Below are 23252 nucleotides of genomic sequence, written 5' to 3' on the forward strand. Positions count from 1 at the left end.
CGTATAGTGCGCCGCTCGCGGCGGCTCTTGGCCCGCAGGACGAACACCCGCGAAACGACGAAGCGGAATGGACATGACCAGCCACGAAGACGTCTTCGACGCGCCGGAGACGCGGCAGCCGACCATCCTGGCGGTGTACAATCAGAAGGGCGGCGTCGGCAAGACGACCACCTCCGTGAACCTCGCCCTGGCGCTCGCCGCGCTGGGCAAGAGCGTCGTCCTGATCGACTTCGACCCGCAGAGCAGCGCCACCAGCAACTTCCTGCTGCGGGAGAAGGCGCGCGTCGGCATCAACGACCTGCTGAGCCAGGACACCTTCGTAGAGGACGCCATCACCCCGACCAGCTTCGACGGGCTGTCGATGATCGTCGGGGCGCGCAAGCTCTATTCGCTGGAACACGCGCTGGACGCCCGCGGCGGCTCGCAGCGCGGCCTGCGCAAGGCGCTGCACTTCTCGCGCAACCCGCCGGATTACGTGGTGATCGACTGCCCGCCGGCGCTCGGCCATCTGGCGGCGGGTGCGCTGGCGGCGTCGGACCGGCTGGTGCTTCCGGTCTTTCCGGGGCGCTACGCGCTGGACGGGCTGAAGCGCACCCTGTCGGTGGTCGAGCACATCCAGAAGGGCATGAACCCCAACCTGTCGGTGGCCGGCATCCTGATGCTGTCGATCACCAACGACGAGGTCGGGCGCGAATCGCTGACCCTGCTGCGCTCCGAGTTCCCGGAGCTGATGTTCCGCACGGCGATCCCCTACGACGTGGACGTGGTGAAGGCGACCTACCGCCGGATGCCCGCCGCGATCTTCAGCCCGGAGGGGCGGACGACCACGCGCTTCCTGGCGCTGGGCTGGGAGATCGTCCACGGCCGCGGCTCCTCCCCGACCGACGAGCAGCTGAAGCCGGCGCAGGACCGCATCCGTGCGTGGCACGCCGACACCGATTCCTCCTACACCGCCCGCCGCGCGGCGGCACCCGACGAGGGCGACGAGTCCACGGGTGGCGGCAACGGACGCAGCGCTGGGGCCGAGGCGCCGAAGGGCGGCGGCGGCCGGGCGCTGGTCGCGGCGGCGGTCGGGCTGATCGTCGGCTTCGCCCTGGGCGCGCTGTTCGGCCAACCGCTCCTGGGCGGCGTGCTGGCCGGCCTGGGGGGCTGACCAAGTTCATCGTCTGTGCGCGACGCCCAGGACAAGCAAGCAAGATTCGACACGGATTTCACGGATTCAGACACGGATTACGCGGATTTTTTTCAATCCGAGGCCACGCTCCGCAAATTGCACCGAGCCGAAGGACTCCGTGAAATCCGGTTCAATCCGTGAAATCCGTGTCGAATCTTGTCTGCCAACGGAGCGACGCGGCTCCAACGCCTACAGCACCGCCTTGCGGGCGGAGAGCAAAATGCTGGTCTCGGTGGAGGCGATGCCGGCGACTTGCCGGACGCGGCGCAGCGTGTCGTCGAAGGCCTCCAGCGACTCCGTTTCGATTTCAGCGACGACGTCCCAGCGCCCGTTGGTGGTGTAGACCGTCCGCACCTCCGGAAAGCCGTGCAGGCGGGCGATGACCGTCTCGGCGGCGCGTCCCTCGACCTCGATCATCGTGATGGCCCGGACCATGGCGGGCCGCAGATCCTTGCGCAGCAGCACCGTGAAGCCGGCGATGACCCCGCTTTCGACCAGACGGTCGATGCGGGCGCGCACGGTCGCGCGCGACACCTTCAGCGCGGCGGCGAGGCCGGCGACGGGCTGGCGCGCGTCGGCGCGCAGCAGGGCCAGCAGGCGGTGGTCCAGGTCATCCATGCCAAAATGATAAGCCGGGCTTGGCAAACTGTCAAAAACGCCGCCGTTTGTTGGCACTTTTCCGTCTTTCTGCCGCCGGTGCCGCCCCCGATAGTCATGGGAGGCACGATCGCACAGAGAGGGGCGGCATGGCGTCGGCGGATCGGGACGATCAGCGCTTCGTGGAGATCATCGGCGTTCCCATCGAGGCGGGGGCCGGCCATCCCGGCGCCCTGATGGGGCCGGCGGCGCTGCGCACGGCGGGGCTGGTCCGCGCCCTGCGCGAGCTGGGGCACGAGGTCCGCGACCTTGGGGACCTGACGCCCGGCCCCTGGGGCGAGGACGACGCCGCCACGGCCCGTCTGGCGGAGATCACCGCCTGGTCGCGGGCGCTGGCCGACCGCTCCTACGCCATGATGCAGGCGGGCGGGGTGCCGGTCTTCCTGGGCGGCGACCACAGCCTGTCCATGGGCTCGGTCACCGGGGTGGCCCGCCACTGCCGGGAGACGGGCACGCCGCTGTTCGTGCTGTGGCTGGACGCCCACGGCGACTTCAACACCCCCCACACCTCGCCGTCCGGCAACAGGCACGGGATGCCGGTGGCCCTGCTGTGCGGGGAGGACGGCTTCGACGACGTCTTCCCGCCGGAGCAGCGCGCCACCGTGAACCCGGCGCACGTCCATCTGTTCGGCATCCGCTCCCTCGACCCCGGCGAGCGGCGCCTGCTGCGCGCCCGCGGGGTGGATGTGGTGGACATGCGGCTGATCGACGAGCACGGGGTCGGTGTCCACATGCGCCGCATCATCGAGCGGGTGCGGCAGGCCGGCGGCCATCTGCATGTCAGCCTGGACGTGGACTTCCTCGACCCCGCCATTGCGCCGGCGGTGGGAACGGCGGTGCTGGGCGGGGCGACTTACCGCGAGGCGCACCTGATCATGGAGATGCTGCACGACGCGGGCGTCGTCGGCTCGCTGGACGTGGTGGAGCTGAACCCCTTTCTCGACGAGCGGGGCAAGAGCGCGCTGCTGCTGGTCGATCTGGTGGCCAGCCTGTTCGGGCGTCGCATCATCGACCCCGCCGTCACCCAGTCGCAGATCGGCGGCCAAGCCGTCTGAACAAGAAACCCAGACCGGAGAGAACGCCATGCTTCCGCACGCCGCCGACCTGATCGGGACCGAACACCGCCTGGGCGCCCACAATTACAAGCCGCTGGACGTCGTGCTGGCGCGCGGCGAGGGCGTCTATGTCTGGGACACCGAGGGCAACCGCTATCTCGACTGCCTGTCGGCCTATTCCGCCGTCAACCAGGGCCATTGCCACCCGAAGATTCTGGAGGCGATGGTGCAACAGGCGTCCAAGCTGACGCTGACCTCCCGCGCCTTCCGCAACGACCAGCTCGCGCTGTTCTATGAGGAGCTGGCGGCGCTGACCGGCTCGCACAAGATCCTGCCGATGAACAGCGGGGCGGAGGCGGTGGAATCGGCGATCAAGACGGTGCGCAAGTGGGGCTACGAGGTGCGTGGCGTGCCGGAGAACCAGGCGGAGATCATCGTCTGCTCCGACAATTTTCACGGCCGCACCATCTCCATCGTCAGCTTCAGCACTGACCCCGACGCCCGTGGCGGCTTCGGCCCCTTCACGCCGGGCTTCCGCACCGTGCCCTTCGGCGACGCGGTGGCGCTGGAGGCGGCGCTGACCCCCAACACGGTGGCCGTCCTGCTGGAGCCGATCCAGGGCGAGGCCGGCGTGGTCATCCCGCCCGCCGGCTATCTGCGCCGGGTCCGCGACCTGTGCACGGAGCGCAACGTCGTGATGATCCTGGACGAGATCCAGACCGGGCTGGGCCGCACCGGCAAGCTGCTGGCCGAGGAGCATGAGGGCGTGGAGGCCGACGTCACCCTGATCGGCAAGGCGCTGTCCGGCGGCTTCTACCCGGTGTCGGCGGTGCTGTCGAACTCCGAGGTGCTGGGCGTGCTGAAGCCCGGCCAGCACGGCAGCACCTTCGGCGGCAACCCGCTGGCCTGCGCCGTCGCCCGCGCCGCCATGCGGGTGCTGGTGGAGGAAGGCATGATCGACAACGCCGCCGCCCAGGGGGCCTATTTCCTGGAGCAACTCGGCGCCATCCGCAGCAACGTGATCCGCGAGGCGCGCGGGCGCGGCCTGATGCTGGCGGTGGAGCTGCACCCGGAGGCGGGCGGGGCGCGCCGCTATTGCGAGGCGCTGCGGGCGCGCGGCGTCCTGGCGAAGGACACCCACGACCACACCATCCGCATCGCCCCGCCGCTGGTCATCACCCGCGAGCAGGTCGATTGGGCGCTGGAGCAGTTCGACGCCGTCCTGACGGGAACCGCCGTTCCGTAAAAGGCCAGGGCATGGCATTCAGCCCTTTATTTTTAACCCTCTCCCCTCTGGGGAGAGGGTGGCCCGGAGGGCCGGTGAGGGGGTTGCGCATTTGCCGGACGGTCCGCCACGCGCACCCCCCTCACCCTAAACCCTCTCCCCAGGGGGGAGAGGGGATTTTAACGAACAGCCCAGCGCAAAAGGCGCTTGCGGCCCGCCCCGGCCTTCGCCACGGTGGGGCGGGCTTTCCATCCATCCAACAGCGATCCGCCATGCACAGCGCCATCATCGACCTCCCGTCCGCCACCCCCGGCACCCGGCGGACCCTGACCGTCCAGCGCTTCGGCACGGCGGGCGCGCGGCCCTGCGCCTACATCCAGGCGTCGCTGCACGCCGACGAGATCCCGGCGATGCTGGTGGCCGACAAGCTGCGCCGCATCCTGACCGCTCTGGAGGCCGAGGGGCGGATCGCCGGCGAGGTGATCCTCGTCCCGGTCGCCAACCCGGTGGGGCTGGGCCAGTCGCTGATGGACCATCACCTCGGCCGCTTCGACCAGGACGACGGCAAGAACTTCAACCGCGACTACCCCCACCTGACCGAGGCGGTGGCCGAGCGCGTGGCCGATCGGCTGACCGACGACGGCGAGGCCAACAAGGCCGCCATCCGCGCCGCCCTGGCCGACGCGCTGGCCGAACGCACCCCGCGCACCGAGACGGAGCACATGAAGCACCGTCTTCTGGAGCTGGCGCTCCAGGCCGATTGGGTGCTGGACCTGCATTGCGACCTGGAAGCGGTGATGCACCTCTACACCCTGACGCCGTCGGCGGAGGCCTTCGCCCCGTTGCAGCGTCTGCTGGGCGCGCAGGCGGTCTTCCTGGCCGAGGAATCCGGCGGCGACCCCTTCGACGAGGCGGTCAGCCGCCCCTGGAACGAGCTTGCCAAGCGCTGGCCCGACCGCCCGATCCCCTTCGGCTGCCATTCCGTGACCGTGGAGCTGCGCGGGCAGGCCGACGTGGAGCACGCCCAGGGCGAAGCGGACGCCCGGGCCATCGCCGGCTTCCTCACCCATGCCGGCGTCCTGTCCGGCGCGCCGCCGGCCCTGCCGGAGCCGCTGTGCGCCCCGACCCCGCTGGAATCCTCCGAACCGCTGACCGCCCCGGTGGGCGGCGTGGTGGTCTTCCACCACAAGGCAGGCGACCGCGTGGCGGCCGGCGCCGTGGTCGCCGACATCCTCGACCCGCTGACCGGCGACGTGACCCCGGTGCGCAGCGAATCGGCGGGCGTGCTCTACGCCCACAGCGCGACCCGCTTCACCCTGGCGGGCAAGCGGATCGCCAAGGTGGCGGGGACGACGCTACGGAGGACTGGGCCGTTGTTGAGTGCGTGACCTTTCATTAGGGATCAGGTGGATTTTTATTCAAGTTATGGTTGCATTGTTTTTATTTTTGGGCCAATAATTGAAACTAAGAATGCCGATTGCGACGGGTTATTGATCGTTTTTATGACTTTTCTCCCAGATTCTATAATTGATATTATGCGGTGTTTTGGATTGGAATAATGCGTCCTCTTTTTGGAGCGTTACTGTTTAATTTCATTCCAATTTCCTTTGCGTTGGCTATATTTACTTCTGCTAATGGCGTGCCATTTATTTGAATAGACTCAATGGTCATGCGGTGATAAGAGCTGTCCGTGGATACGGCGATGAGGCTGCCAGTTTTTAGAACGACTCCTTCAACGATTGCTATTACAATATTTGAGGATAGATTTTCCGTTATTGTTCCGACGCACGATACTCTGCCATCTTCAAGCATAACCTTTAATGCCTCATGGTTCACCAATTGTGATAAGGTGTCGCATAAGCACATAACAAATTGAATTATGTCGATGAGCTTTTGAGTCCCAAGTATTTCATCTACAGCAACAGTGCCATGAGCAGCAGCGTTCCTGTACTCAACGAGCTCTTTTAGCTTAGTTGATGTTTGCTCCTGAATTTTTCTTGTGCTCTGGAAGTGTAATTGGAGAGATTTGCTTTGCTGGACCCAAATGCCAATTCCATCAATTCCGCACCTTGCGAAAATTTGACCAAGATCATCCCAGCGTAGGTTATTTTGATGGTGTGTTAAGCATTCGCTTTGAAGCTTATATCTTGAGCTTCCACTTAATGCTTGATGATATTGCGCAACAAGATTCTCTCTGGATAAGTGCTCATAGCGATTTTTATGAAGCATACTAAGAATGTAAGGAAACCCTTCTGTGTAGCCATCTTTTAGCCCCTTAGGTAAATCTGGAAACTTGACGTCAGCTGATCTGAATTCAATCCACTCCGAGAGTATGCTTTCTGCAAACTGCTCATATAGGGCATAGATGCGTCCCACGGCGGAGCAATGGTCCAAAATTCTCCATTGCGGAATTGTAGGTGCTGTATGCCTCAAAGATGTCAGCTCAAATTCCAACTCTGTTGGTTCAGAGCATATGGGGAGTCGTCCCAACACAGAACGCATTCCATCGTTCGCCGTGATGTACGATGTTAGAGCAGTGGCGCCTAATTGGAGGCGCTCTAATGGCTTCAGGATCATTGTTTAGTCCAATACAGAAGCAATCATGTTGCTAAATAAATTGATTCTATTCTGTACATCTCCCTTAGTATTTGCGCGACCGGTGAACGTTCCTTCTTCATGAATTCGAAATAGGTCTTTTGTTTTCTCAATAATTACTCGCTTTTTCTGTTTGATTCTTTCCGCATCGCTAATGTGGTGAGACGTGCCTATCATGACAGCATCGAAAAATGCTTTCTGAGGAAGTTTCGCCCAGCTATTTTTCACGGTATCGTAAGGGCGAAAAACGTTTTCGCCAAATACCTCATGCACAACATCTATCGTTTTGAGGAATAAGTTTTCTAAAGCCATGATATCATCGTGGCTGAATTCAGCCGCTTTCATCATATAAAGATCTAAAAAGCCCTGCATGCCACGCCGATAATGTTCCGCGTTGCGTAAAGCAAAAAAACGAAGGACTAGCTCAGCATCTTCCATTTTCTGAAAAAAATTACTGCTCAACAAAGCTCTGTCACCCGAACGCAGTTCGTCTGGGTGGTGCTCAGGCAAGCCCCAGGCTCCCCTAATTATGGGGTGTCGAGAAAGCTTTAGTAGGAGTTCATTGAGCTCGCCTTGGTAGAGAGCATTGCGAATTTCTTGCCTCTCTAGCTCGACCCCGCCTGTGTTGAGACGTTCGAAAACAATCTGTCGTAAGAGAAAAGCTTCTTCGTCTTGTGGGGCTGATTCTTTAAGCATAACTATAGATGATATGGAACGCCTATCGATTCCTGACTTAACTAGAGACGGCAGATTGTGGTAATACCGGCCATTTAATTCCGGCCAATGCTGAAGCCCTTTAAGGGCAAACTTATTTTCATAAAAATCACGAACGGCAGTTATCCTTTGTTGTCCGTCCATTACCTCATATGAGTTAAAATTTTTCTCATATAGAAATATAGGAGGAACTGGAACGTTGATAATAAAAGATTCAATAAGGCGACTTTGCCTTTCGGCATCCCATCTGGGGCGTCTTTGATAAAATGGACGGAGGTCCATATAGTCTGATTTTTTTAACTGATCTACAAAGCCGGGCAGCTTTTCACGGTTGTTTTCGACAACTATTCGCCCCTCACCACGTTGGTAGCGCTCGTTGATATCGGCATCCGTTTGAGCCTCCTGTGCAATACGTGTCTCGGCTAGCCACATCCGCTTCTCAGCCGCAATCAACGTCATCGCAGACCACCCACTTCTAATCAAAGTTCACAATTAAACTACTAACGGTGTATGGCATATTCTAAAGGATATCTCAAGCTTGCTCTATTTCTGATAAGGAAGCTACGTATGCATGTAGTTCAGAATTTTATGTATTGAAACGGATGCGCGCCAATATATGTCCACGCTTGACAACCATACCAACCGTTCGGTATGTTTTTGACCCATGCCACGACCCGCCAAACATCACCCTGAACGCGGCGATGCCCGCACCCGGCTTCTCGACGCGGCGCGGGACGTCATCCGGGCCAAGGGCTTCGCGGCGACCTCCGTCGATGATCTCTGCAAGGCGGCGGGAGTCACCAAGGGCGCGTTCTTCCATCATTTCGCGACCAAGGAAGCGCTCGGCGTCGCCGCCGCCGCCTATTGGGCGGAAACCACCTCGGCCTTCTTCGCGAACGCGCCGTACCACCGGCTCGACGACCCGCTCGACCGCTTGTTCGGCTATGTCGACTTCCGCAAGGCGATCATCGACGGCGACCCTGCCGAGTTCACCTGCCTCGTCGGGACCATGACGCAGGAGGTCTACGGGTCGCACCCGGCAATCCGCGACGCCTGCGCCGCCAGCATCTTCGGCCACGCGGCGACGCTCGAACCGGACATCGCGGCGGCCATGGCGGCGCGCGGCATCGAAGCCGACTGGACCCCGGCGAGCCTCGCGCGGCACACCCAGGCCGTCCTCCAGGGCGCCTTCATCCTCGCCAAGGCGACGGGCGGGCGCGAGGACGCGCTGGACAGCGTCGATCACCTGAAACGCTACCTCACGCTGCTCTTTTCACAGACCCGTTCGAAAGGGAATCCCCATGACGGAAGGTGAGCGCGACCTCGTTCTGACCCGCAGCCTCGATGCGCCGCGCGGCGCGCTGTGGCGCTGCTGGACCGAATCCGAACTGCTGAAACAGTGGTTCTGCCCCAAGCCCTGGTTCGTGTCCGAGGCCCGGATGGACCTGCGGCCGGGCGGCGAGTTCTTCACGCTGATGAACGGTCCGAACGGCGAATCCTTCGGCGAGCCCGGCGTCTTCCTCGACGTGGAGGAGGGGCGGCGTCTGGTCTTCACCGACGCCTTCCGCCCCGGCTGGCGGCCGTCGGGCCGGGCCTTCATGACCGCCGAGGTGCGGTTCGAGGACGCGGGCGACGGCCGGACCCTCTACACCGCCCGCGCCATGCACTGGAGCGCCGAGGCGCGCGACGAGCACGAGAAGATGGGTTTCCACGAGGGCTGGGGCAAAGCGACCGACCAGCTCGAAGCCCTCGCCCAGACGCTTTGACCCAAGACGCTCTGATTCAGAAACAAACGAACCGGGAGGAAACGACACCATGGAACCGACGATCTACCTGTTCTTCAACGGGACCTGCCTGGAAGCGATGACCCATTACGCCGAAGCCCTCGGCGGCGAGGTCGTCTATGTGTTCCGCAACGGCGACGCCCCGGACGCGGACAGCCGGATGCCCGGCGGCGATGACCTCGTGATGAACATGATGGTGAAGCTGGGGGCGACCACGGTGATGGCGTCCGACTCGCCGGACAGCATGTACAGCACGCCGCAGGGATTCCGGGTGCAGATCGCCCCGCCGTCGCTCGCCGAGTTCGACCGCGTCTTCGCCGTGCTGGCGAAGGACGCCCGCGCCGTGGAGATGCCGCCGGGCGAGACCTTCTGGGCCGAGCGCTTCGCCATGGTCACCGACCGCTTCGGCACGCCCTGGATGCTCAACCACACCGGCGCGAAGTGCCCGGACGCGGCGGCGTCCTGACGGACGGGGCCGAAGCTTCATACAAACAAGGGAGGAAGGGCATGGCTTACATCGACGGCTTCGTCATCGCGGTGCCGACGGCCAACAAGCAGGCCTTCATCGACCACGCCAACAAGATCGACGTTCTGTTCAAGGAGCTTGGCGCGACGCGCATCATCGAATGCTGGGGCGACGATGTGCCCAACGGCAAGCTCACCGATTTCCGCCGGGCGGTGCAGGCGACGGAGGACGAGACGGTCGCCTTCTCCTGGATCGAATGGCCGGACAAGGCGACGCGGGACGCCGGGATGGGGCGGATCGAGGAGCTGATGAAGACCGACGAGCGGTTCAGCCCAGAGAACAACCCGATGCCCTTCGATGGCAAGCGGATGATCTTCGGCGGCTTCACGCCGGTCGTCGAGATTTGAGCGGGCGCGTCAGGAGCCGGTGAGCGCGCCGGCTTCGCTGTTTGAAAGACCGAGGTCCGCGGCGGCGTTGCGCATCAGCGCCGCCGCGTCCCGCTCCCTCATGCGCCGGTACCCGGCCTCGGCCAGCGCCGCCCGCCGCGCATCGTCGGCGACCAGCGCGCAGGCGGCCTCGACCAGCCCGTCGTAGGGGGCGAAGGCCATGGCGTCCAGCAGGTCGGGGTCGATCTCGGTGCCGGGGTGGCGCTCGGCCAGCACCGCCTTGCGGTTCGACAGCAGGTGCGAGACGCGGACGATTTCGAAGATGCCCGCCTCGTGGTAATGCAGGTTCAGCACCAGCTTGGCGTCGGCGACGAAGCGGTCGCGCAGTTCGCCGTAATAATGCTGGAGGCCGACCACGGTCAGGCCGCGCTCGCCCAGCGCGTCGAGGATCGCGCGGCGGCGCGGGTTCACGGCGCCGTAGAACAGCACGTCGATGCCGGGGGAGGGGCTGTTCGGGATGCGGGTCATCTCGTCCACATGCCCGATGGGGACGTGGCGCGCCCGGATGCCCTGGCCGGCCAGATCGGCGATGTTGCGCGGGCTGTAGTCCCACACCCGGCAGCGGCGCAGCAGGTCCAGATAATGGGCGTTGCGCGGGTGGAGCGTGGCGATCTGCTCCAGATTGTAGAGGATGGTGCCGCTGGGCAGCCGGTCGCCTTCCTCCGGCGACAGATCGTGCCCGCCCAGGACGATGGCGCGGCGTCGGCGGCCGACGCGGTTCCACACGATCTCCGCGTCGATGCCCAGGCGGCGCAGCGCGAAGCGCAGGGTTTCCGCGACCTCTGAAAAGACGCTGGCCCCGGCGTCGCCCAGACCGTTCTTCTTGATGATGACGATGTCGATCCCGCCGGCCATGGGCTTGCCCCTCCGCTCCGCGCCCTTATCCTAAAGCGGGAGCGGGCGGGCGCACAAAAAGAAACCCTCCTTCCCATGTGGGAAGGAGGGCGTGCAGTCTGGGGACTTCGCTGAAAAACCGGGTCGCAGCGTCAGGCTGAGACCAGCTCCTCCAGGGAGCGCTCGATGATGTCCAGCCCCTCGTCCACCAGCGCGTCCGACGCGGTCAGCGGAACCAGGATGCGGATCACGTTGCCGTAAGTGCCGCAGGACAGCAGGACGAGGCCCTTCTCCGCCGCCTTGGCGACCAGCGCCTTGGTCAGCTCCGGCGCCGGCTCCTTGGTGCCGCGGTCCTTCACCAGCTCCATGGCGATCATGCCGCCCAGGTTGCGCACGTCGCCGATCACCGACAGCGTGTTGCGCTGGGCCATGGTGCGGAAGCGGCCGGCGATGCGCTCGCCCAGGTCGTTGGAGCGCTGGATCAGCTTCTCCTCCTCGATGACGTCCAGCACGGCCAGCGCCGCGGTGGTCGCCAACGGGCTGCCGGCGTAGGTGCCGCCGATGCCGCCGGGGATCGGGGCGTCCATGATCTCCGCCTTGCCGGTGACCGCCGACAGCGGGAAACCGCCGGCCAGGCTCTTCGCCATGGTCATCAGGTCGGGCTCGACGCCGGAATGCTCGATGGCGAACATCTTGCCGGTGCGGGCGAAGCCGGTCTGGATCTCGTCGATGATCAGCAGGATGCCGTTGTCGTCGCAGATCTTGCGCAGGGCCTGCAGGAACTCCGGCGGGGCGATGTTGAAGCCGCCCTCACCCTGCACCGGCTCCACGATGATCGCGGCGACGCGGGTGGCGTCGACGTCCGACTTGAACAGGGACTCCAGCGCCTTCAGGCTGTCCTGGACGCTGACCCCGCGGTAGGCGTTGGGGAAGGGCGCGTGGTAGACCTCGGCCGGGAAGGGGCCGAAGCCGACCTTGTAGGGAACGACCTTGCCAGTCAGCGCCATCGCCAGCAGCGTGCGGCCGTGGAAGGCGCCGCTGAAGGCGATCACGCCCGGACGGCCGGTGTGGGCGCGGGCGATCTTCACGGCGTTCTCGACGGCTTCCGCACCGGTGGTGAAGAAGGCGGTCTTCTTCGGCGTGGAACCCGGAACCAGCGCGTTCAGCCGCTCCGCCAGGGTCACGAAGGACTCGTAGGGCGTGACCATCGCGCAGGTGTGGGTGAAGCGGTCGAGCTGGGCCTTCACCGCCTCGATGATCTTCGGATGGCGGTGGCCGGTGTTCAGCACCGCGATGCCGCCCGCGAAGTCGATGAAGCGGTTGCCCTCGACGTCCCACAGCTCGGCGTTCTCGGCGCGGTCGACATAGACCGGCATGGCGTTGGCGAGGCCGCGCGGAACGGCGGCGTTGCGACGATCCTGGAAGGACTGGTTGCTCATCTCAAACCCCCGATTGGACCCGATTGGAAAGGATGGCGTCAGGCGCCCAGGCCGACGCACAGGTACTTGATCTCCAGGAAGTCCTCCACACCGTACTTGGAGCCTTCCCGCCCGATGCCCGACTGCTTGATGCCGCCGAACGGCGCGACCTCGGTCGACAGGATGCCTTCGTTGATGCCGACCATGCCGTATTCGAGCTGCTCGGCGACGCGCCACACCCGGCCGATGTCCCGGCTGTAGAAATAGGCGGCCAGACCGAACTCGGTGTCGTTGGCCATGCGGATGGCGTCGGCCTCGGTCTCGAACTTGAACAGCGGGGCCACCGGGCCGAAGATCTCCTCGCGGGCCACGCGCATCTCGGTGGTGACGCCGGTCAGGATCGTCGGCTCGAAGAAGGTGCCGCCCAGGCCATGCCGCTTGCCGCCGAGCGCCACCGTGGCGCCCTTGGCCAGCGCGTCGCCCATCAGCTCCTCGACCTTCTCGACGGCTTGGCCGTTGATCATCGGGCCCTGGGTGACCCCGGCCTCCATGCCGTTGCCGACGCGGATCTGCTTCACCGCCTCGGCCAGCTTGGCGGCGAAGGCGTCGTAGACGCCGGCCTGGACCAGCAGGCGGTTGGCGCAGACGCAGGTCTGGCCGGAGTTGCGGTACTTGGACGCCAGCGCACCCTTGACCGCCTCGTCCAGGTCGGCGTCGTCGAACACGATGAAGGGCGCGTTGCCGCCCAGCTCCAGCGACACCTTCTTCACCGTGTCGGCGGACTGGCGCATCAGGATCTTGCCGACCTCGGTCGAGCCGGTGAAGGACAGCTTGCGCACGATCGGGCTGGCGGTCAGCTCGCCGCCGATGGCGACCGGGTCGGACCCGGTGACGATGTTAAACACCCCCGCCGGAACGCCGGCGCGCTCGGCCAGCTCGGCCAGCGCCAGGGCGGACAGCGGGGTGTCCTCGGCCGGCTTGACGACGATGGTGCAGCCGGCGGCCAGCGCCGGGCCGACCTTGCGGGTGATCATCGCGTTGGGGAAGTTCCACGGGGTGATCGCCGCGACGACGCCGATCGGCTCCTTCAGGACGACGATGCGCTTGTTGCCGGCGAAGCTTGGAATCACGTCGCCGTAGACCCGCTTGCCCTCCTCGGCGAACCACTCGATGAAGCTGGCGCCGTAGGCGACCTCGCCGCGGGCCTCGGCCAGCGGCTTGCCCTGCTCCAGGGTCATCAGGACGGCCAGATCCTCCTGCGCCGCCATGATCAGCTCGAACCACCGGCGCAGGATGGCCGCGCGCTCCTTCGCGGTCTTGGCGCGCCAGGCGGGCAGGGCGGCGTCGGCGGCGTTGATGGCCTGCCGCGTCTCTTCCCCGCCGACGTCGGCGACCCGGGCCAGCTCCTCGCCCGTCGCCGGGTTGGTCACCGCGAAGGTCTTGCCGGAGAAGGCGTCGCGCCACGCGCCGTTCACATAGGCTTGCGTCCGAAGAAGGCTCTGGTCGTTCAGCGACAGCATGGGAATCAGCCTCGATTTGCGATGTGAAGGGAGCGTACCCATGTTTAATAAATTAAACAACCCTAATCGGGTGTTGAGTTTTTGATGACGCACACACGCGAATCCGGTATGCCTTCCGGTCAGGAGCGAGGAACCGATCCATGGACATGGACGCTGTCGATTTCAACGTGGGCGCGCGCCTCAAGCAGGTTCGCGAAGCGCACGCCCTGTCCCAGCGCCAGTTGGCGCAACGGGCGGGCGTGACCAACGGCACCATCTCGCTTATCGAACAGAATCGGTGCAGCCCGTCTGTCTCCTCGCTGCGCAAGGTGCTCCAGGGCATTCCGATGACCCTGGCGGAGTTCTTCTCTTCCGACGACCTGCCGCCGCGCGAGCAGATCTTCTTCAAGGGCGGCGATCTGGTCGAGCTGACCGGGCTGGTGAAGAGCCGGGTCGGCTCCATCTCCTTCCGGCAGGTGGGCGACCTGCGCGGCCGCAACCTCCAGGTGCTGCACGAGAAATACGCCCCTGGCGCCGACACCGGCGGCCGCACCATGCTCCAGCATGAATCGGAGGAGGGCGGCATCGTCATCAAGGGCCGGATCGAGCTGACGGTCGGCGACCGCAAGGAAATCCTCGGCCCCGGCGACGCCTATCTGTTCGACAGCCGCATCCCGCACCGCTTCCGCAACCTCGGCGACGAGGAATGCGAAATCATCAGCGCCTGCACCCCGCCGTACCTGTAATTCCCTCTCCCCTCTGGGGAGAGGGTTAGGGTGAGGGGGATGTGCTTTTGCCGAACCTGCCGCCACGCGCAACCCCCTCACCGGCCCTACGGGCCACCCTCTCCCCAGAGGGGAGAGGGCTGAATCAGCCAGAACATATGAAATGAGGCTCAGCGCAGGTTGCCCTTCAGCCGCTCGTTGCGGCGCCGCAGCGCCTCCAGCGTGGCGAGCAGGATGACCGAGATGGTCGTCAGGATCACCGCCGCCGCCGTGATGGTCGGGCTGATGTTCTCGCGGATGCCGCTGAACATCTCACGCGGCAGTGTGCGCTGCTCCGGACCCGCCATGAACAGCACCACCACCACCTCGTCGAAGCTGGTGGCGAAGGCGAACAGGGCGCCCGAGGCCAGACCCGGCAGGATCAGCGGCAGGATCACCCGGCGGAAGGCGTAGATCGGCGAGGCGCCGAGCGAGGCCGCGGCCCGCGCCAGATTCATGTCGAAGCTCTGCAGCGTCGCGCTGACCGTGATGACCACGAAGGGCGTGGACAGCGCCGTGTGCGCCAGGATCAGCCCGGCGTAGCTGCCGGTCAGGCCCAGCGGCGCGAAGAAGAAGTACAGGCCGACCGCGGTGATGACGCCCGGCACGACGACCGGCGACAGCACGATGGCGAGCACCAGCGGCTTGAACTTGCTCTTCCACTGGGCGAGGCCGAGCGAGGCCAGCGTGCCCAGCACCATCGACAGGATGGTCGAGGCCACCCCGATGATGACGCTGTTCTTCAGCGACGACACCCAGCGCGGGGAGTTCAGGAAATCCTCATACCAGCGCAGCGAGAAGCCGGGCAGCGGGTAGGTCAGGTAGGAGCCGGAGCTGAAGGACAGCGGCATGATCGCCAGGATCGGCGCCATCAGGAAGACCAGCACCAGCGATGCGACGACCACGGTGGTGATCCAGGCGATGCGCTGGCTGGCGGTCCGGGGGGAATGGTTGTCGCTCAATTCTTCATCCCTCCCGTGACCTGCTGGCCGTGGACCAGCTTTCCATAGACGACGGCGAGCAGCAGCGTGGCGAGCAGAAGCACCGCGCCCAGCGCCGAAGCCAGACCCCAGTTGACGGTTTCCGTCGTGTAGAAGGCGATGAAGTAGCTGATCATCTGGTCGGCGGCGCCGCCCACCAGGGCCGGCGTGATGTAGTAGCCGATGGCCAGGATGAAGACGAGCAGGCTGCCCGCCCCGATGCCGGGCACGGTCTGCGGCAGGTAGATGCGCAGGAAGGCGGTGACCGGCGAGGCGCCGAGCGACGCCGCGGCCCGCATGTAGGCCGGGGAGATCGACCGCATGCTGCTGTAGAGCGGCAGGATCATGAAGGGCAGCAGCACATGGGTCATCGCCACATAGACGCCGAAGCGGTTGTAGATCAGCCGCAGCGGCTCGTCGATCAGGCCGATCCAGCGCAGGCTGTCGTTGACGATGCCCTCGCTCTGCAGCACGACGATCCAGGCGCAGGTGCGCACCAGAAGCGAGGTCCAGAAGGGCAGCAGCACGAAGATCATCAGCACGTTCGACTGGCCCGTGGGCAGCGTCGCCAGCATGTAGGCGACCGGGAAGCCCAGGATCAGGCAGAGGACCGTCACGCCCAGGCTGATGGTGAAGGTGCGCCCGAAGACGTCGCGGTAGATTGCCTGCTCCTCGGGGGCGGCGACGATGGCGCCGTCCAGGTTGCGCGTCAGATCCAGCGCGCCCAGCAGGTAGAAGCTGGTGAGCGGCCCGCTGGCGCCCTTGATCGCCGCCCAGGTGGCCCGTTCGCCCCAGGCCGGGTTGATGCCGATCAGCGTGTCCTTGGCGGTGCCGGGTTCGGGCAGGGCCTTCAGGTTGCGCGCGGTGCCCGACATGATGGTGCGGAAGCCGTTCAGCGCGTAGTTCAGCCGCTTGGACGCGATGGCGACGGTGCCGGCGTCGCGCGCCGTGCGGATGTCGCCGGCCAACGCGGCGAAGGCCGGCTCGCCCGGAACGTCCTTGCCGTCCCAGTCGGCCAGGGCCGCGACGGTGTGGGGCATGACCTGACGCACCTCCCAGTCGTCGACCGACCGCCAGAGCATGCCGGCGATGGGACCGAGGAAGGTGAACAGCAGGAAGAGGAGGAGCGGCAGGATCAGCGCCAGGGCCTTGAGCCGGCGCGTCCGCTCCGCCCGTTTCAGGCGGCGCTTGAGAGGCACCTCGGACGACGCATCGGCGCCGGCGACGAACGCGGCTGTCATGGGCGGCCTATTTCGAAAATGCGGTAGATGATGTGTGCGGGGTGGTCGAGGTGGGCCCCCTCCCTAACCCTCCCCCGCTTCGCAGGGGAGGGGACCAATCTCCCTCCCCTGCGAAGCGGGGGAGGGCCGGGGTGGGGGCCCGTCGCAACCACTCAAGTACGGGAGCGGCTTACTTCGCCGCCCACTTGTTGAAGCGCTCGGTCAGGCGGTCGATGTTCTCCAGCCAGAAGGGAACGCTGATCTCGACCGCGTTCTTCATGTTCTCCGGAGCGGTCGGCAGGTCCGTCAGAACCGCCGGGGCCAGCTTGGACGGGGCGTCCTTGTTGGAGGTGCCGTAGGCGATGTTCTCGGACAGCTTCGCCTGGTTCTCCGCCTTGCCGACGAAGTCGAGGAACTTGTAGGCGGCCTCCTTGTTCGGGCTGCCCTTCAGGATCACCCAGCTGTCGATGGTGTAGAGCGCGCCGTTCCACACCATGCCGAAGTTCTTCTTCTCGGCCTTGTTGGCGGCGTCGATGCGGCCGTTGTAGACGGACGTCATCGCCACCTCGCCCGAGGCCAGGAGCTGCGGCGGCTGAGCGCCGGCCTTCCACCAGACGATGTCGTTCTTGATGGTGTCCAGCTTCTTGAAGGCGCGCTCCAGGCCCTCTTCGGTGCCCAGGACCTTGTAGACGTCCTTCGGCGCGACGCCGTCGGCCATCAGGGCGATCTCAAGGGTGGTCTTGGCGCCCTGGCGCAGGCCGCGCTTGCCCGGATACTTGGTGGTGTCGAAGAAGTCGGCCCAGCTCTTCGGCGCGTCCTTCAGCTTGTCCTTGTCGTAGCCGAGCACGAAGTCGTAAACGATCGCGCCGACGCCGCAGGCATCGACGGTCTGCGGCAGGTAGGCCTGCTCACCGCCGATCCGGCTGAACTCCATCGTCTCGAACAGGCCCTCTTCGCAACCGACGGCCAGCTCCTCGCTCTCCACCTGGACGACGTCCCAGGTCGCCGCACCGCCCTGGACCTTGGCGCGCAGCACGCCGATGCCGCCGTCCCAGGACTCGTCGTTCATCGGGGTGCCGGTCTTCTTGAACGGCTCGAAATAGACCTTCTTCTGGGCTTCCTGATAGGCGCCGCCCCAGGACACGACCGTCAGGTCGCGGGCCTGCGCGGCGGTGGCAAGCGCCACACCGGCGGTGAACGTCGCAAGGAACCCAACTGCCACCTTAAGCTTCGACATCGTCCCCGTTCCTTCATTATGTGTGGTTGCGTCAGGAGGTGGTGCGCGCCCCCGGTCCCCCCTCCCGGAGAGACCGGACGGACGGATGCGGCCGATCACACGGGATCGAGCGCCCGGCAGTCCTCGGGGCGGAAGCCGATGGACACGCTCTGGCCGTGGCTGAGACCCGCGTGGGCGCCCGGCGGCAGCTTGACCATGAATTCCCCGTTGCCGGCGACCTTCAGCACGGCCAGCGCGTGGTCGCCGAGATAGATGGTGTCCTGCACCTGGGCGGGCAGGGCGTTCATGCCGTCCGGGGCCTGCCCGTCGGTCAGGATGCTGATGCGCTCCGGCCGGACCGACAACGCGGTGGCCGCCCCGGCGCCGGCGATGTTGACCGCCTGGGCCACGACCGAACCGCCCGCCGCCAGCGCCACCCGGCAGAAGCCCTGTTCGATATTCTCGACGGTGCCGCTCAGCACGTTGTTCTCGCCGATGAAGTTGGCGACGAAGCTGTTGACCGGGCGTTCGTAGAGCGCGTCCGGCTTGTCGATCTGCTGCACGATGCCGTCGTTGAACACGGCGATGCGGTCCGACATGGTCAGCGCCTCGCTCTGGTCGTGGGTGACGTAGACGACGGTGATGCCCATCGTCTCGTGCAGCTGCTTGATTTCGAGCTGCATGTGCTCGCGCAGCCGCTTGTCCAGCGCGCCCAGCGGCTCGTCCATCAGGACGAGCTGCGGGTTGAAGACCAGCGCGCGGGCGAGCGCCACGCGCTGCTGCTGGCCGCCCGACAGCTGGCCGGGATGGCGGTGCGCCAGATTCTCCAGCTTGATCATGCGCAGCGCCGAGCGCACCCGCTCCTTCACCTCGGACCGCGGCATCTTGCGCACGGTCAGCGGGAAGGCGACGTTCTCCTCGATCGTCAGGTGGGGGAACAGCGCGTAGTTCTGGAAGACCATGCCGATGTCGCGCTTGTGCGGCGGCATGTTCTTGATCGGCCGGTCGGCGAGATAGATCTCGCCGTGGGTGGGGACCTCGAAGCCGGCCAGCATCATCAGCGTGGTCGTCTTGCCCGAGCCCGAAGGGCCGAGCAGGGTGACGAACTCGCCCTTCTTGATGTCGAGGTCGAGGTTCTTCACCACGAGGTGTTCGCCGTCATAGGTCTTCTGGACCCCGACGAAGCGCACCAGTGCCTGTGCGGTCGTGACCATGCCGCCGTCCATCATCCTCCCCCCGTCCGAGGTGTCCCGAGCGCGGTCCGGGGCCAGGGTTGCGTTCCCGACACAGGACCTATGCAATGGGTCAGACGGTATACCCGTTTAATAAATTCGACAAGCCCGTTGCTCGCGTCGCGATCAATTCAACGGTCTGACGAAAATTTGTGCATCTGCGAAGGCCGTGCACGCGGTTTGAACGGGAGTTTGCTCCTTCCTTGACCGCTTGAAAACCCAGACTTTGGGAGGTTTGGCGTCCGGACCGGCGATTTCCCCCGAGTCGCCGCTCAGGCGCCGGGGATGGGTGGAACAAACGGAACGATCCGCTCCACCAGACCGGTGAATTTTTTCACCAGGGGCGAACTTTCGTTGCTCCGTTGGGCCAGTTGCAGGGTGGTGACGGCGTCCGGCGTGTCGAGCGGCCGGTACACCACCCCTTCCAGCGCCACCTGCCGAAGCTGGCCGGGCAGAATCGACACGCCCAGCCCGGCGGCGATCAGCCCGATGATGGTGAAGGCCTCGCGCGCGTCCTGGGTCACGTTGGGGCGGAATCCGGCGGCGGCGCAAAGCGCGAAGACCTGCTCGTGCGTGCTGGTGCCGAAATCGGCGGGGTAGAAGACGAAGGGCTCGTCGCGCAGGGCGGCCAACGGCACGACCTCCCGCCCGGCCAGCGGGTGGTCGGCGCGCATCACCGCCAGCAGCGGCTCGCGCACCACGTCGTGGAAGCGGAAGGAGTCGGGATCGGGGACGAAGCGCGGCTCGCGGATGAAGCCGACGTCGAGCCGGCGGTCGGCCAGCGCGGTCAACTGCTGCTTGGACGGCAGCTCGACCAGGGTCAGATGCACGTCGGGGTGGGCGCGGCGGTAGGCGTCGATGATCCGCGGCACCATCGGCAGGAAGGGAGCCGCCGCGGTGAAGCCGACGCGCAGCTCGCCGACCTCGCCCTTGGCGGCGCGGCGGGTCAGCACGGCCGCGCGCTCCGCCCGCGCCAGGATCTCGCGCGCCTCGCCGAGCAGGAGCTGGCCCGGTTCGGTCAGTTCGACCCGGCGCTTGGTGCGCTCGAACAGGCGGGCGCCCAGCTCGGCCTCCAGCGCCTGGATCGACTGGCTGAGCGGCGGCTGCCCGATGCCCAGACGGGCGGCGGCGCGGCTGAAATGCAGCTCCTCGGCGACGGCGACGAAATGGCGGAGATGGCGCAGGTCCATGGCGCCTTATTTATATGAGGATCATATTAAAGTCCCCTGATAAATGTATTTGAACCATGAAAGCGACCGCGCCATGTTGGGGCGCATCGGACCCATGCAGGTTTCGCCCAATCGGGCGAAACCTGCAGCTCAATAATTCGGCAGGATGTCCAAGGCCGCCCGCAGACGGGCGGCCTTGGACATCCTGCCAGGGGAGATTTTAAACATGGCCGCCAAGACCGGAGCCGCCTCCGCCAAGCTCGCTTCCTTCGCCTGGGAAGACCCGCTGCTCCTCGACGAGCAGCTGACCGAGGACGAGCGGATGATCCGCGACGCCGCGCGCAGCTATTGCCAGGACAAGCTGCTGCCGCGCGTGACCGAGGCCAACCGGCACGAGATCTTCCACCGCGAGATCATGAACGAGATGGGTGAGCTGGGCTTCCTCGGCTCCACCATCGACGGCTACGGCTGCGCCGGGGTCAACTACGTCTCCTATGGTCTGGTCGCCCGCGAGGTCGAGCGGGTGGACAGCGGCTACCGCTCCGCCATGTCGGTGCAGTCCTCGCTGGTCATGCACCCGATCTACGCCTACGGCAGCGACGCGCAGCGCGAGAAGTACCTGCCGAAGCTCGCCACCGGCGAGTGGATCGGCTGCTTCGGCCTGACCGAGCCGGACGCCGGCTCCGACCCCGCCGGCATGAAGACCCGCGCGAAGAAGGTCGCGGACGGCTACATCCTCAGCGGCGCGAAGATGTGGATCACCAACTCGCCGGTCGCCGACGTCTTCGTCGTCTGGGCGAAGACCGACGAGGGCAAGATGAACGGCTTCGTGCTCGAAAAGGGCATGAAGGGCCTGTCGGCGCCGAAGATCGAGGGCAAGTTCTCGCTCCGCGCCTCGGCCACCGGCGAGATCGTCATGGACGAGGTCTTCGTGCCGGAGGAGAACCGCCTGCCGAACATCGAGGGCATCGTCGGTCCCTTCGGCTGCCTGAACCGCGCCCGTTACGGCATCGCCTGGGGCGCCATGGGTGCGGCGGAGTTCTGCTTCCACGCCGCCCGCCAGTACCAGATCGACCGCAAGCAGTTCGGCCGCCCGCTGGCCGCGAACCAGATCCCGCAGCTCAAGCTCGCCAACATGCAGACGGAGATCGCGCTCGGCCTGCAGGCCGCGCTGCAGGTCGGCCGCCTGCTCGACGAGGGCAAGGCGGCGCCGGAGATGATCTCGCTCATCAAGCGCAACAACTGCGGCAAGGCCCTGGAGATCGCCCGCGTCGCCCGTGACATGCACGGCGGCAACGGCATCGCCGACGAGTTCCACGTCATCCGCCATGTGATGAACCTGGAGGCGGTGAACACCTACGAGGGCACGCACGACATCCACGCCCTGATCCTCGGCCGCGCCATCACCGGCATCCAGGCCTTCGCGTGAGGTGATTGTTGAAGCCCTCTCCCCTCTGGGGAGAGGGTGGCCCGAAGGGCCGGTGAGGGGGATGTGCACGGCGGAAGATCCGGCACAAGCAAAACCCCCTCACCCTGACCCTCTCCCCAGAGGGGCGAGGGGAAAATGGTTGAATTTATAGGGATGTAGAGCATGCCCGGCCCGCTTTCCCATGTCCGTGTCCTGGAACTTTCCCGCGTGCTCGCCGGGCCGTGGGCGGCGCAGACGCTGGCCGATCTCGGCGCCGACGTCATCAAGGTCGAACGGCCCGGCGCCGGGGACGACACGCGCGCCTGGGGTCCCCCCTGGGCCGGGGAGGAGTCGGCCTATTTCCTCTCCACCAACCGGGGCAAGCGGTCGATCACCATCGACTTCGAACGCCCGGAAGGCCAGGAGCTGGTGCGCAAGCTGGCCGCCCAGGCCGATGTGGTCATCGAGAACTTCAAGGTCGGCGGGCTGGTCAAGTACGGGTTGGACTATGACAGCCTGAAGGCGATCAACCCCGGCCTCGTCTACTGCTCGATCACCGGCTTCGGGCAGGACGGCCCCTACGCCAAGCGCGCCGGCTACGATTTCATGATCCAGGGCATGGGCGGGCTGATGAGCATCACTGGCCAGCCGGACTCTGAGGCGGGCGGCGGGCCGGTCAAGGTCGGCGTCGCGGTCACCGACGTCTTCACCGGCCTCTACGCCACCATCGGCGTGCTCGGCGCGCTGGCCCACCGCGATCGGACGGGGGAGGGGCAGTGGGTGAACCTCGCCCTGCTCGACGTGCAGGTGGCGGTTCTGGCGAACCAGGCCATGAACTATCTGGTCGGCGGCAAGGCGCCGCAGCGGCTGGGCAACGCCCACCCGAACATTGTTCCCTACCAAGCCTTCGCCACGCTGGACGGCCACATCATCCTGGCGGTCGGCAACGACGGGCAGTTCGCCAAGTTCTGCCAGGTCGCCGGCCGTCCGGAGCTGGCGCAGGACCCGCGCTACGCCACCAACCCGGCTCGCGTCGCCAACCGCAAGGAGCTGGTGCCGATCCTGGAGCTGCTGCTGGAGCAGCGGACCAGCCGCGACTGGCTGTCGGCTCTGGAGGCGGTGGGCGTGCCCTGCGGGCCGATCAACGACGTGTCCCAGGTCTTCGCCGATCCCCACGTCCAGGCCCGCCACATCCACCAGGACCTGCCGCACCCGACCGCCGGGACGGTGCCGACGGTGGCGAGCCCGATCCGCTACTCCGCGACCCCCATCGAGCACACGGTCGCCCCGCCGACGCTCGGCCAGCACACCGACGCCGTGCTGGGGGAGGCGCTGGGCCTATGCGCGGCGGACATCGCGGCCCTGCGGGAGAAGGGCGTGGTCTGAACCCGACCAT

The 23252-nt window shown here is 65.5% G+C and carries 22 protein-coding genes; 11 read left to right on the plus strand and 11 right to left on the minus strand.

What is annotated here, in order from left to right:
• The first annotated feature begins 73 nt into the window (after window positions 1-73).
• The gene (locus DXK32_RS07795; RefSeq protein WP_247876377.1) at window positions 74-1153 is read left to right on the plus strand and encodes a ParA family protein; all 1080 of its coding nucleotides are present in this window, start codon (window positions 74-76) and stop codon (window positions 1151-1153) included.
• A 210-nt stretch (window positions 1154-1363) separates the two neighbouring features.
• Here DXK32_RS07795 and DXK32_RS07800 read toward each other — a convergent pair whose 3' ends face one another.
• On the minus strand, window positions 1364-1792 hold the full coding sequence (locus DXK32_RS07800) for an Lrp/AsnC family transcriptional regulator (protein WP_114857988.1): 429 nt from the start codon (window positions 1790-1792) through the stop codon (window positions 1364-1366).
• A 128-nt stretch (window positions 1793-1920) separates the two neighbouring features.
• On the opposite strand from DXK32_RS07800, the gene rocF reads away from it, so the two are divergent.
• The 3 genes from rocF to DXK32_RS07815 all read left to right on the plus strand — a co-directional run bounded on the left by rocF (window position 1921) and on the right by DXK32_RS07815 (window position 5499).
• Window positions 1921-2886 (plus strand): arginase, encoded by a 966-nt coding sequence (gene rocF, locus DXK32_RS07805; protein ID WP_114857989.1) that lies wholly within the window; start codon window positions 1921-1923, stop codon window positions 2884-2886.
• A gap of 28 nt (window positions 2887-2914) precedes the next feature.
• On the plus strand, window positions 2915-4132 hold the full coding sequence (gene rocD / locus DXK32_RS07810; protein ID WP_114857990.1) for an ornithine--oxo-acid transaminase: 1218 nt from the start codon (window positions 2915-2917) through the stop codon (window positions 4130-4132).
• A gap of 251 nt (window positions 4133-4383) precedes the next feature.
• Window positions 4384-5499, plus strand: coding sequence for a M14 family metallopeptidase (locus DXK32_RS07815; protein WP_114857991.1), 1116 nt, complete (start codon window positions 4384-4386; stop codon window positions 5497-5499).
• A gap of 145 nt (window positions 5500-5644) precedes the next feature.
• On the opposite strand, the gene DXK32_RS32060 is transcribed toward DXK32_RS07815, so the two are convergent.
• Window positions 5645-6487 carry an MAE_28990/MAE_18760 family HEPN-like nuclease gene (locus DXK32_RS32060; RefSeq protein WP_162801114.1) on the minus strand — a complete coding sequence of 281 codons (843 nt, stop codon included), beginning with the start codon at window positions 6485-6487 and terminating at the stop codon, window positions 5645-5647.
• Window positions 6488-6691: 204 nt separating this feature from the next.
• Window positions 6692-7879: a DUF262 domain-containing protein gene (locus tag DXK32_RS07820; protein WP_114857992.1), complete on the minus strand. Its 1188-nt coding sequence runs from the start codon at window positions 7877-7879 to the stop codon at window positions 6692-6694.
• A 205-nt stretch (window positions 7880-8084) separates the two neighbouring features.
• Between DXK32_RS07820 and DXK32_RS07825 the strand changes: the two genes are divergently transcribed.
• From DXK32_RS07825 to DXK32_RS07840, 4 genes are read left to right on the plus strand one after another with little or no spacing between them, the layout of a single operon-like run.
• Window positions 8085-8735 carry a TetR/AcrR family transcriptional regulator gene (locus DXK32_RS07825; RefSeq protein WP_114857993.1) on the plus strand — a complete coding sequence of 217 codons (651 nt, stop codon included), beginning with the start codon at window positions 8085-8087 and terminating at the stop codon, window positions 8733-8735.
• Complete coding sequence (locus DXK32_RS07830; RefSeq protein ID WP_114857994.1) at window positions 8722-9186, plus strand: SRPBCC family protein; 465 nt, start codon at window positions 8722-8724, stop codon at window positions 9184-9186. Before DXK32_RS07825 ends, DXK32_RS07830 begins: the two co-directional genes overlap by 14 nt.
• A 49-nt stretch (window positions 9187-9235) precedes the next feature.
• The gene (locus DXK32_RS07835) at window positions 9236-9670 is read left to right on the plus strand and encodes a VOC family protein (RefSeq protein ID WP_114857995.1); all 435 of its coding nucleotides are present in this window, start codon (window positions 9236-9238) and stop codon (window positions 9668-9670) included.
• A gap of 41 nt (window positions 9671-9711) precedes the next feature.
• Complete coding sequence (locus tag DXK32_RS07840) at window positions 9712-10077, plus strand: DUF1428 domain-containing protein (RefSeq protein WP_114857996.1); 366 nt, start codon at window positions 9712-9714, stop codon at window positions 10075-10077.
• A gap of 9 nt (window positions 10078-10086) precedes the next feature.
• Here DXK32_RS07840 and DXK32_RS07845 read toward each other — a convergent pair whose 3' ends face one another.
• The 3 genes from DXK32_RS07845 to gabD all read right to left on the minus strand — a co-directional run bounded on the left by DXK32_RS07845 (window position 10087) and on the right by gabD (window position 13888).
• A complete protein-coding gene (locus DXK32_RS07845; RefSeq protein ID WP_114857997.1) occupies window positions 10087-10971 on the minus strand; it encodes a hypothetical protein in 885 nt (294 codons plus the stop codon).
• A 131-nt stretch (window positions 10972-11102) separates the two neighbouring features.
• A complete protein-coding gene (gabT, locus tag DXK32_RS07850; protein ID WP_114857998.1) occupies window positions 11103-12389 on the minus strand; it encodes a 4-aminobutyrate--2-oxoglutarate transaminase in 1287 nt (428 codons plus the stop codon).
• Between the two features lie 38 nt (window positions 12390-12427).
• The gene (gene gabD, locus DXK32_RS07855) at window positions 12428-13888 is read right to left on the minus strand and encodes an NADP-dependent succinate-semialdehyde dehydrogenase (RefSeq protein ID WP_205215668.1); all 1461 of its coding nucleotides are present in this window, start codon (window positions 13886-13888) and stop codon (window positions 12428-12430) included.
• Window positions 13889-14028: 140 nt separating this feature from the next.
• Here gabD and DXK32_RS07860 point away from each other — a divergent pair, with 140 nt between their 5' ends.
• Complete coding sequence (locus DXK32_RS07860) at window positions 14029-14613, plus strand: cupin domain-containing protein (RefSeq protein ID WP_114857999.1); 585 nt, start codon at window positions 14029-14031, stop codon at window positions 14611-14613.
• Window positions 14614-14762: 149 nt separating this feature from the next.
• Here DXK32_RS07860 and DXK32_RS07865 read toward each other — a convergent pair whose 3' ends face one another.
• The 5 genes from DXK32_RS07865 to DXK32_RS07885 form a co-directional block, all read right to left on the minus strand.
• A complete protein-coding gene (locus tag DXK32_RS07865; RefSeq protein WP_162801115.1) occupies window positions 14763-15593 on the minus strand; it encodes an ABC transporter permease in 831 nt (276 codons plus the stop codon).
• Window positions 15590-16852, minus strand: coding sequence for an ABC transporter permease (locus DXK32_RS07870; RefSeq protein WP_114858000.1), 1263 nt, complete (start codon window positions 16850-16852; stop codon window positions 15590-15592). The genes DXK32_RS07865 and DXK32_RS07870 overlap by 4 nt, the downstream gene beginning before the upstream one ends.
• Before the next feature lie 169 nt (window positions 16853-17021).
• Window positions 17022-18068 carry an ABC transporter substrate-binding protein gene (locus DXK32_RS07875; protein WP_114858001.1) on the minus strand — a complete coding sequence of 349 codons (1047 nt, stop codon included), beginning with the start codon at window positions 18066-18068 and terminating at the stop codon, window positions 17022-17024.
• Between the two features lie 95 nt (window positions 18069-18163).
• Window positions 18164-19261, minus strand: a complete 1098-nt coding sequence (locus tag DXK32_RS07880) for an ABC transporter ATP-binding protein (protein ID WP_247877034.1) — start codon at window positions 19259-19261, stop codon at window positions 18164-18166.
• A 290-nt stretch (window positions 19262-19551) separates the two neighbouring features.
• A complete protein-coding gene (locus DXK32_RS07885) occupies window positions 19552-20469 on the minus strand; it encodes a LysR substrate-binding domain-containing protein (RefSeq protein ID WP_114858002.1) in 918 nt (305 codons plus the stop codon).
• A gap of 205 nt (window positions 20470-20674) precedes the next feature.
• On the opposite strand from DXK32_RS07885, the gene DXK32_RS07890 reads away from it, so the two are divergent.
• Both DXK32_RS07890 and DXK32_RS07895 read left to right on the plus strand, forming a co-directional pair.
• On the plus strand, window positions 20675-21877 hold the full coding sequence (locus DXK32_RS07890) for an acyl-CoA dehydrogenase (protein ID WP_114858003.1): 1203 nt from the start codon (window positions 20675-20677) through the stop codon (window positions 21875-21877).
• 162 nt (window positions 21878-22039) lie between these two features.
• Window positions 22040-23242: a CaiB/BaiF CoA transferase family protein gene (locus DXK32_RS07895; protein ID WP_114858004.1), complete on the plus strand. Its 1203-nt coding sequence runs from the start codon at window positions 22040-22042 to the stop codon at window positions 23240-23242.
• The last annotated feature ends 10 nt before the right edge of the window (window positions 23243-23252 follow it).

This window comes from Azospirillum brasilense (assembly GCF_003349955.1).
Taxonomy (GTDB): Bacteria; Pseudomonadota; Alphaproteobacteria; order Azospirillales; family Azospirillaceae; genus Azospirillum; species Azospirillum brasilense_B.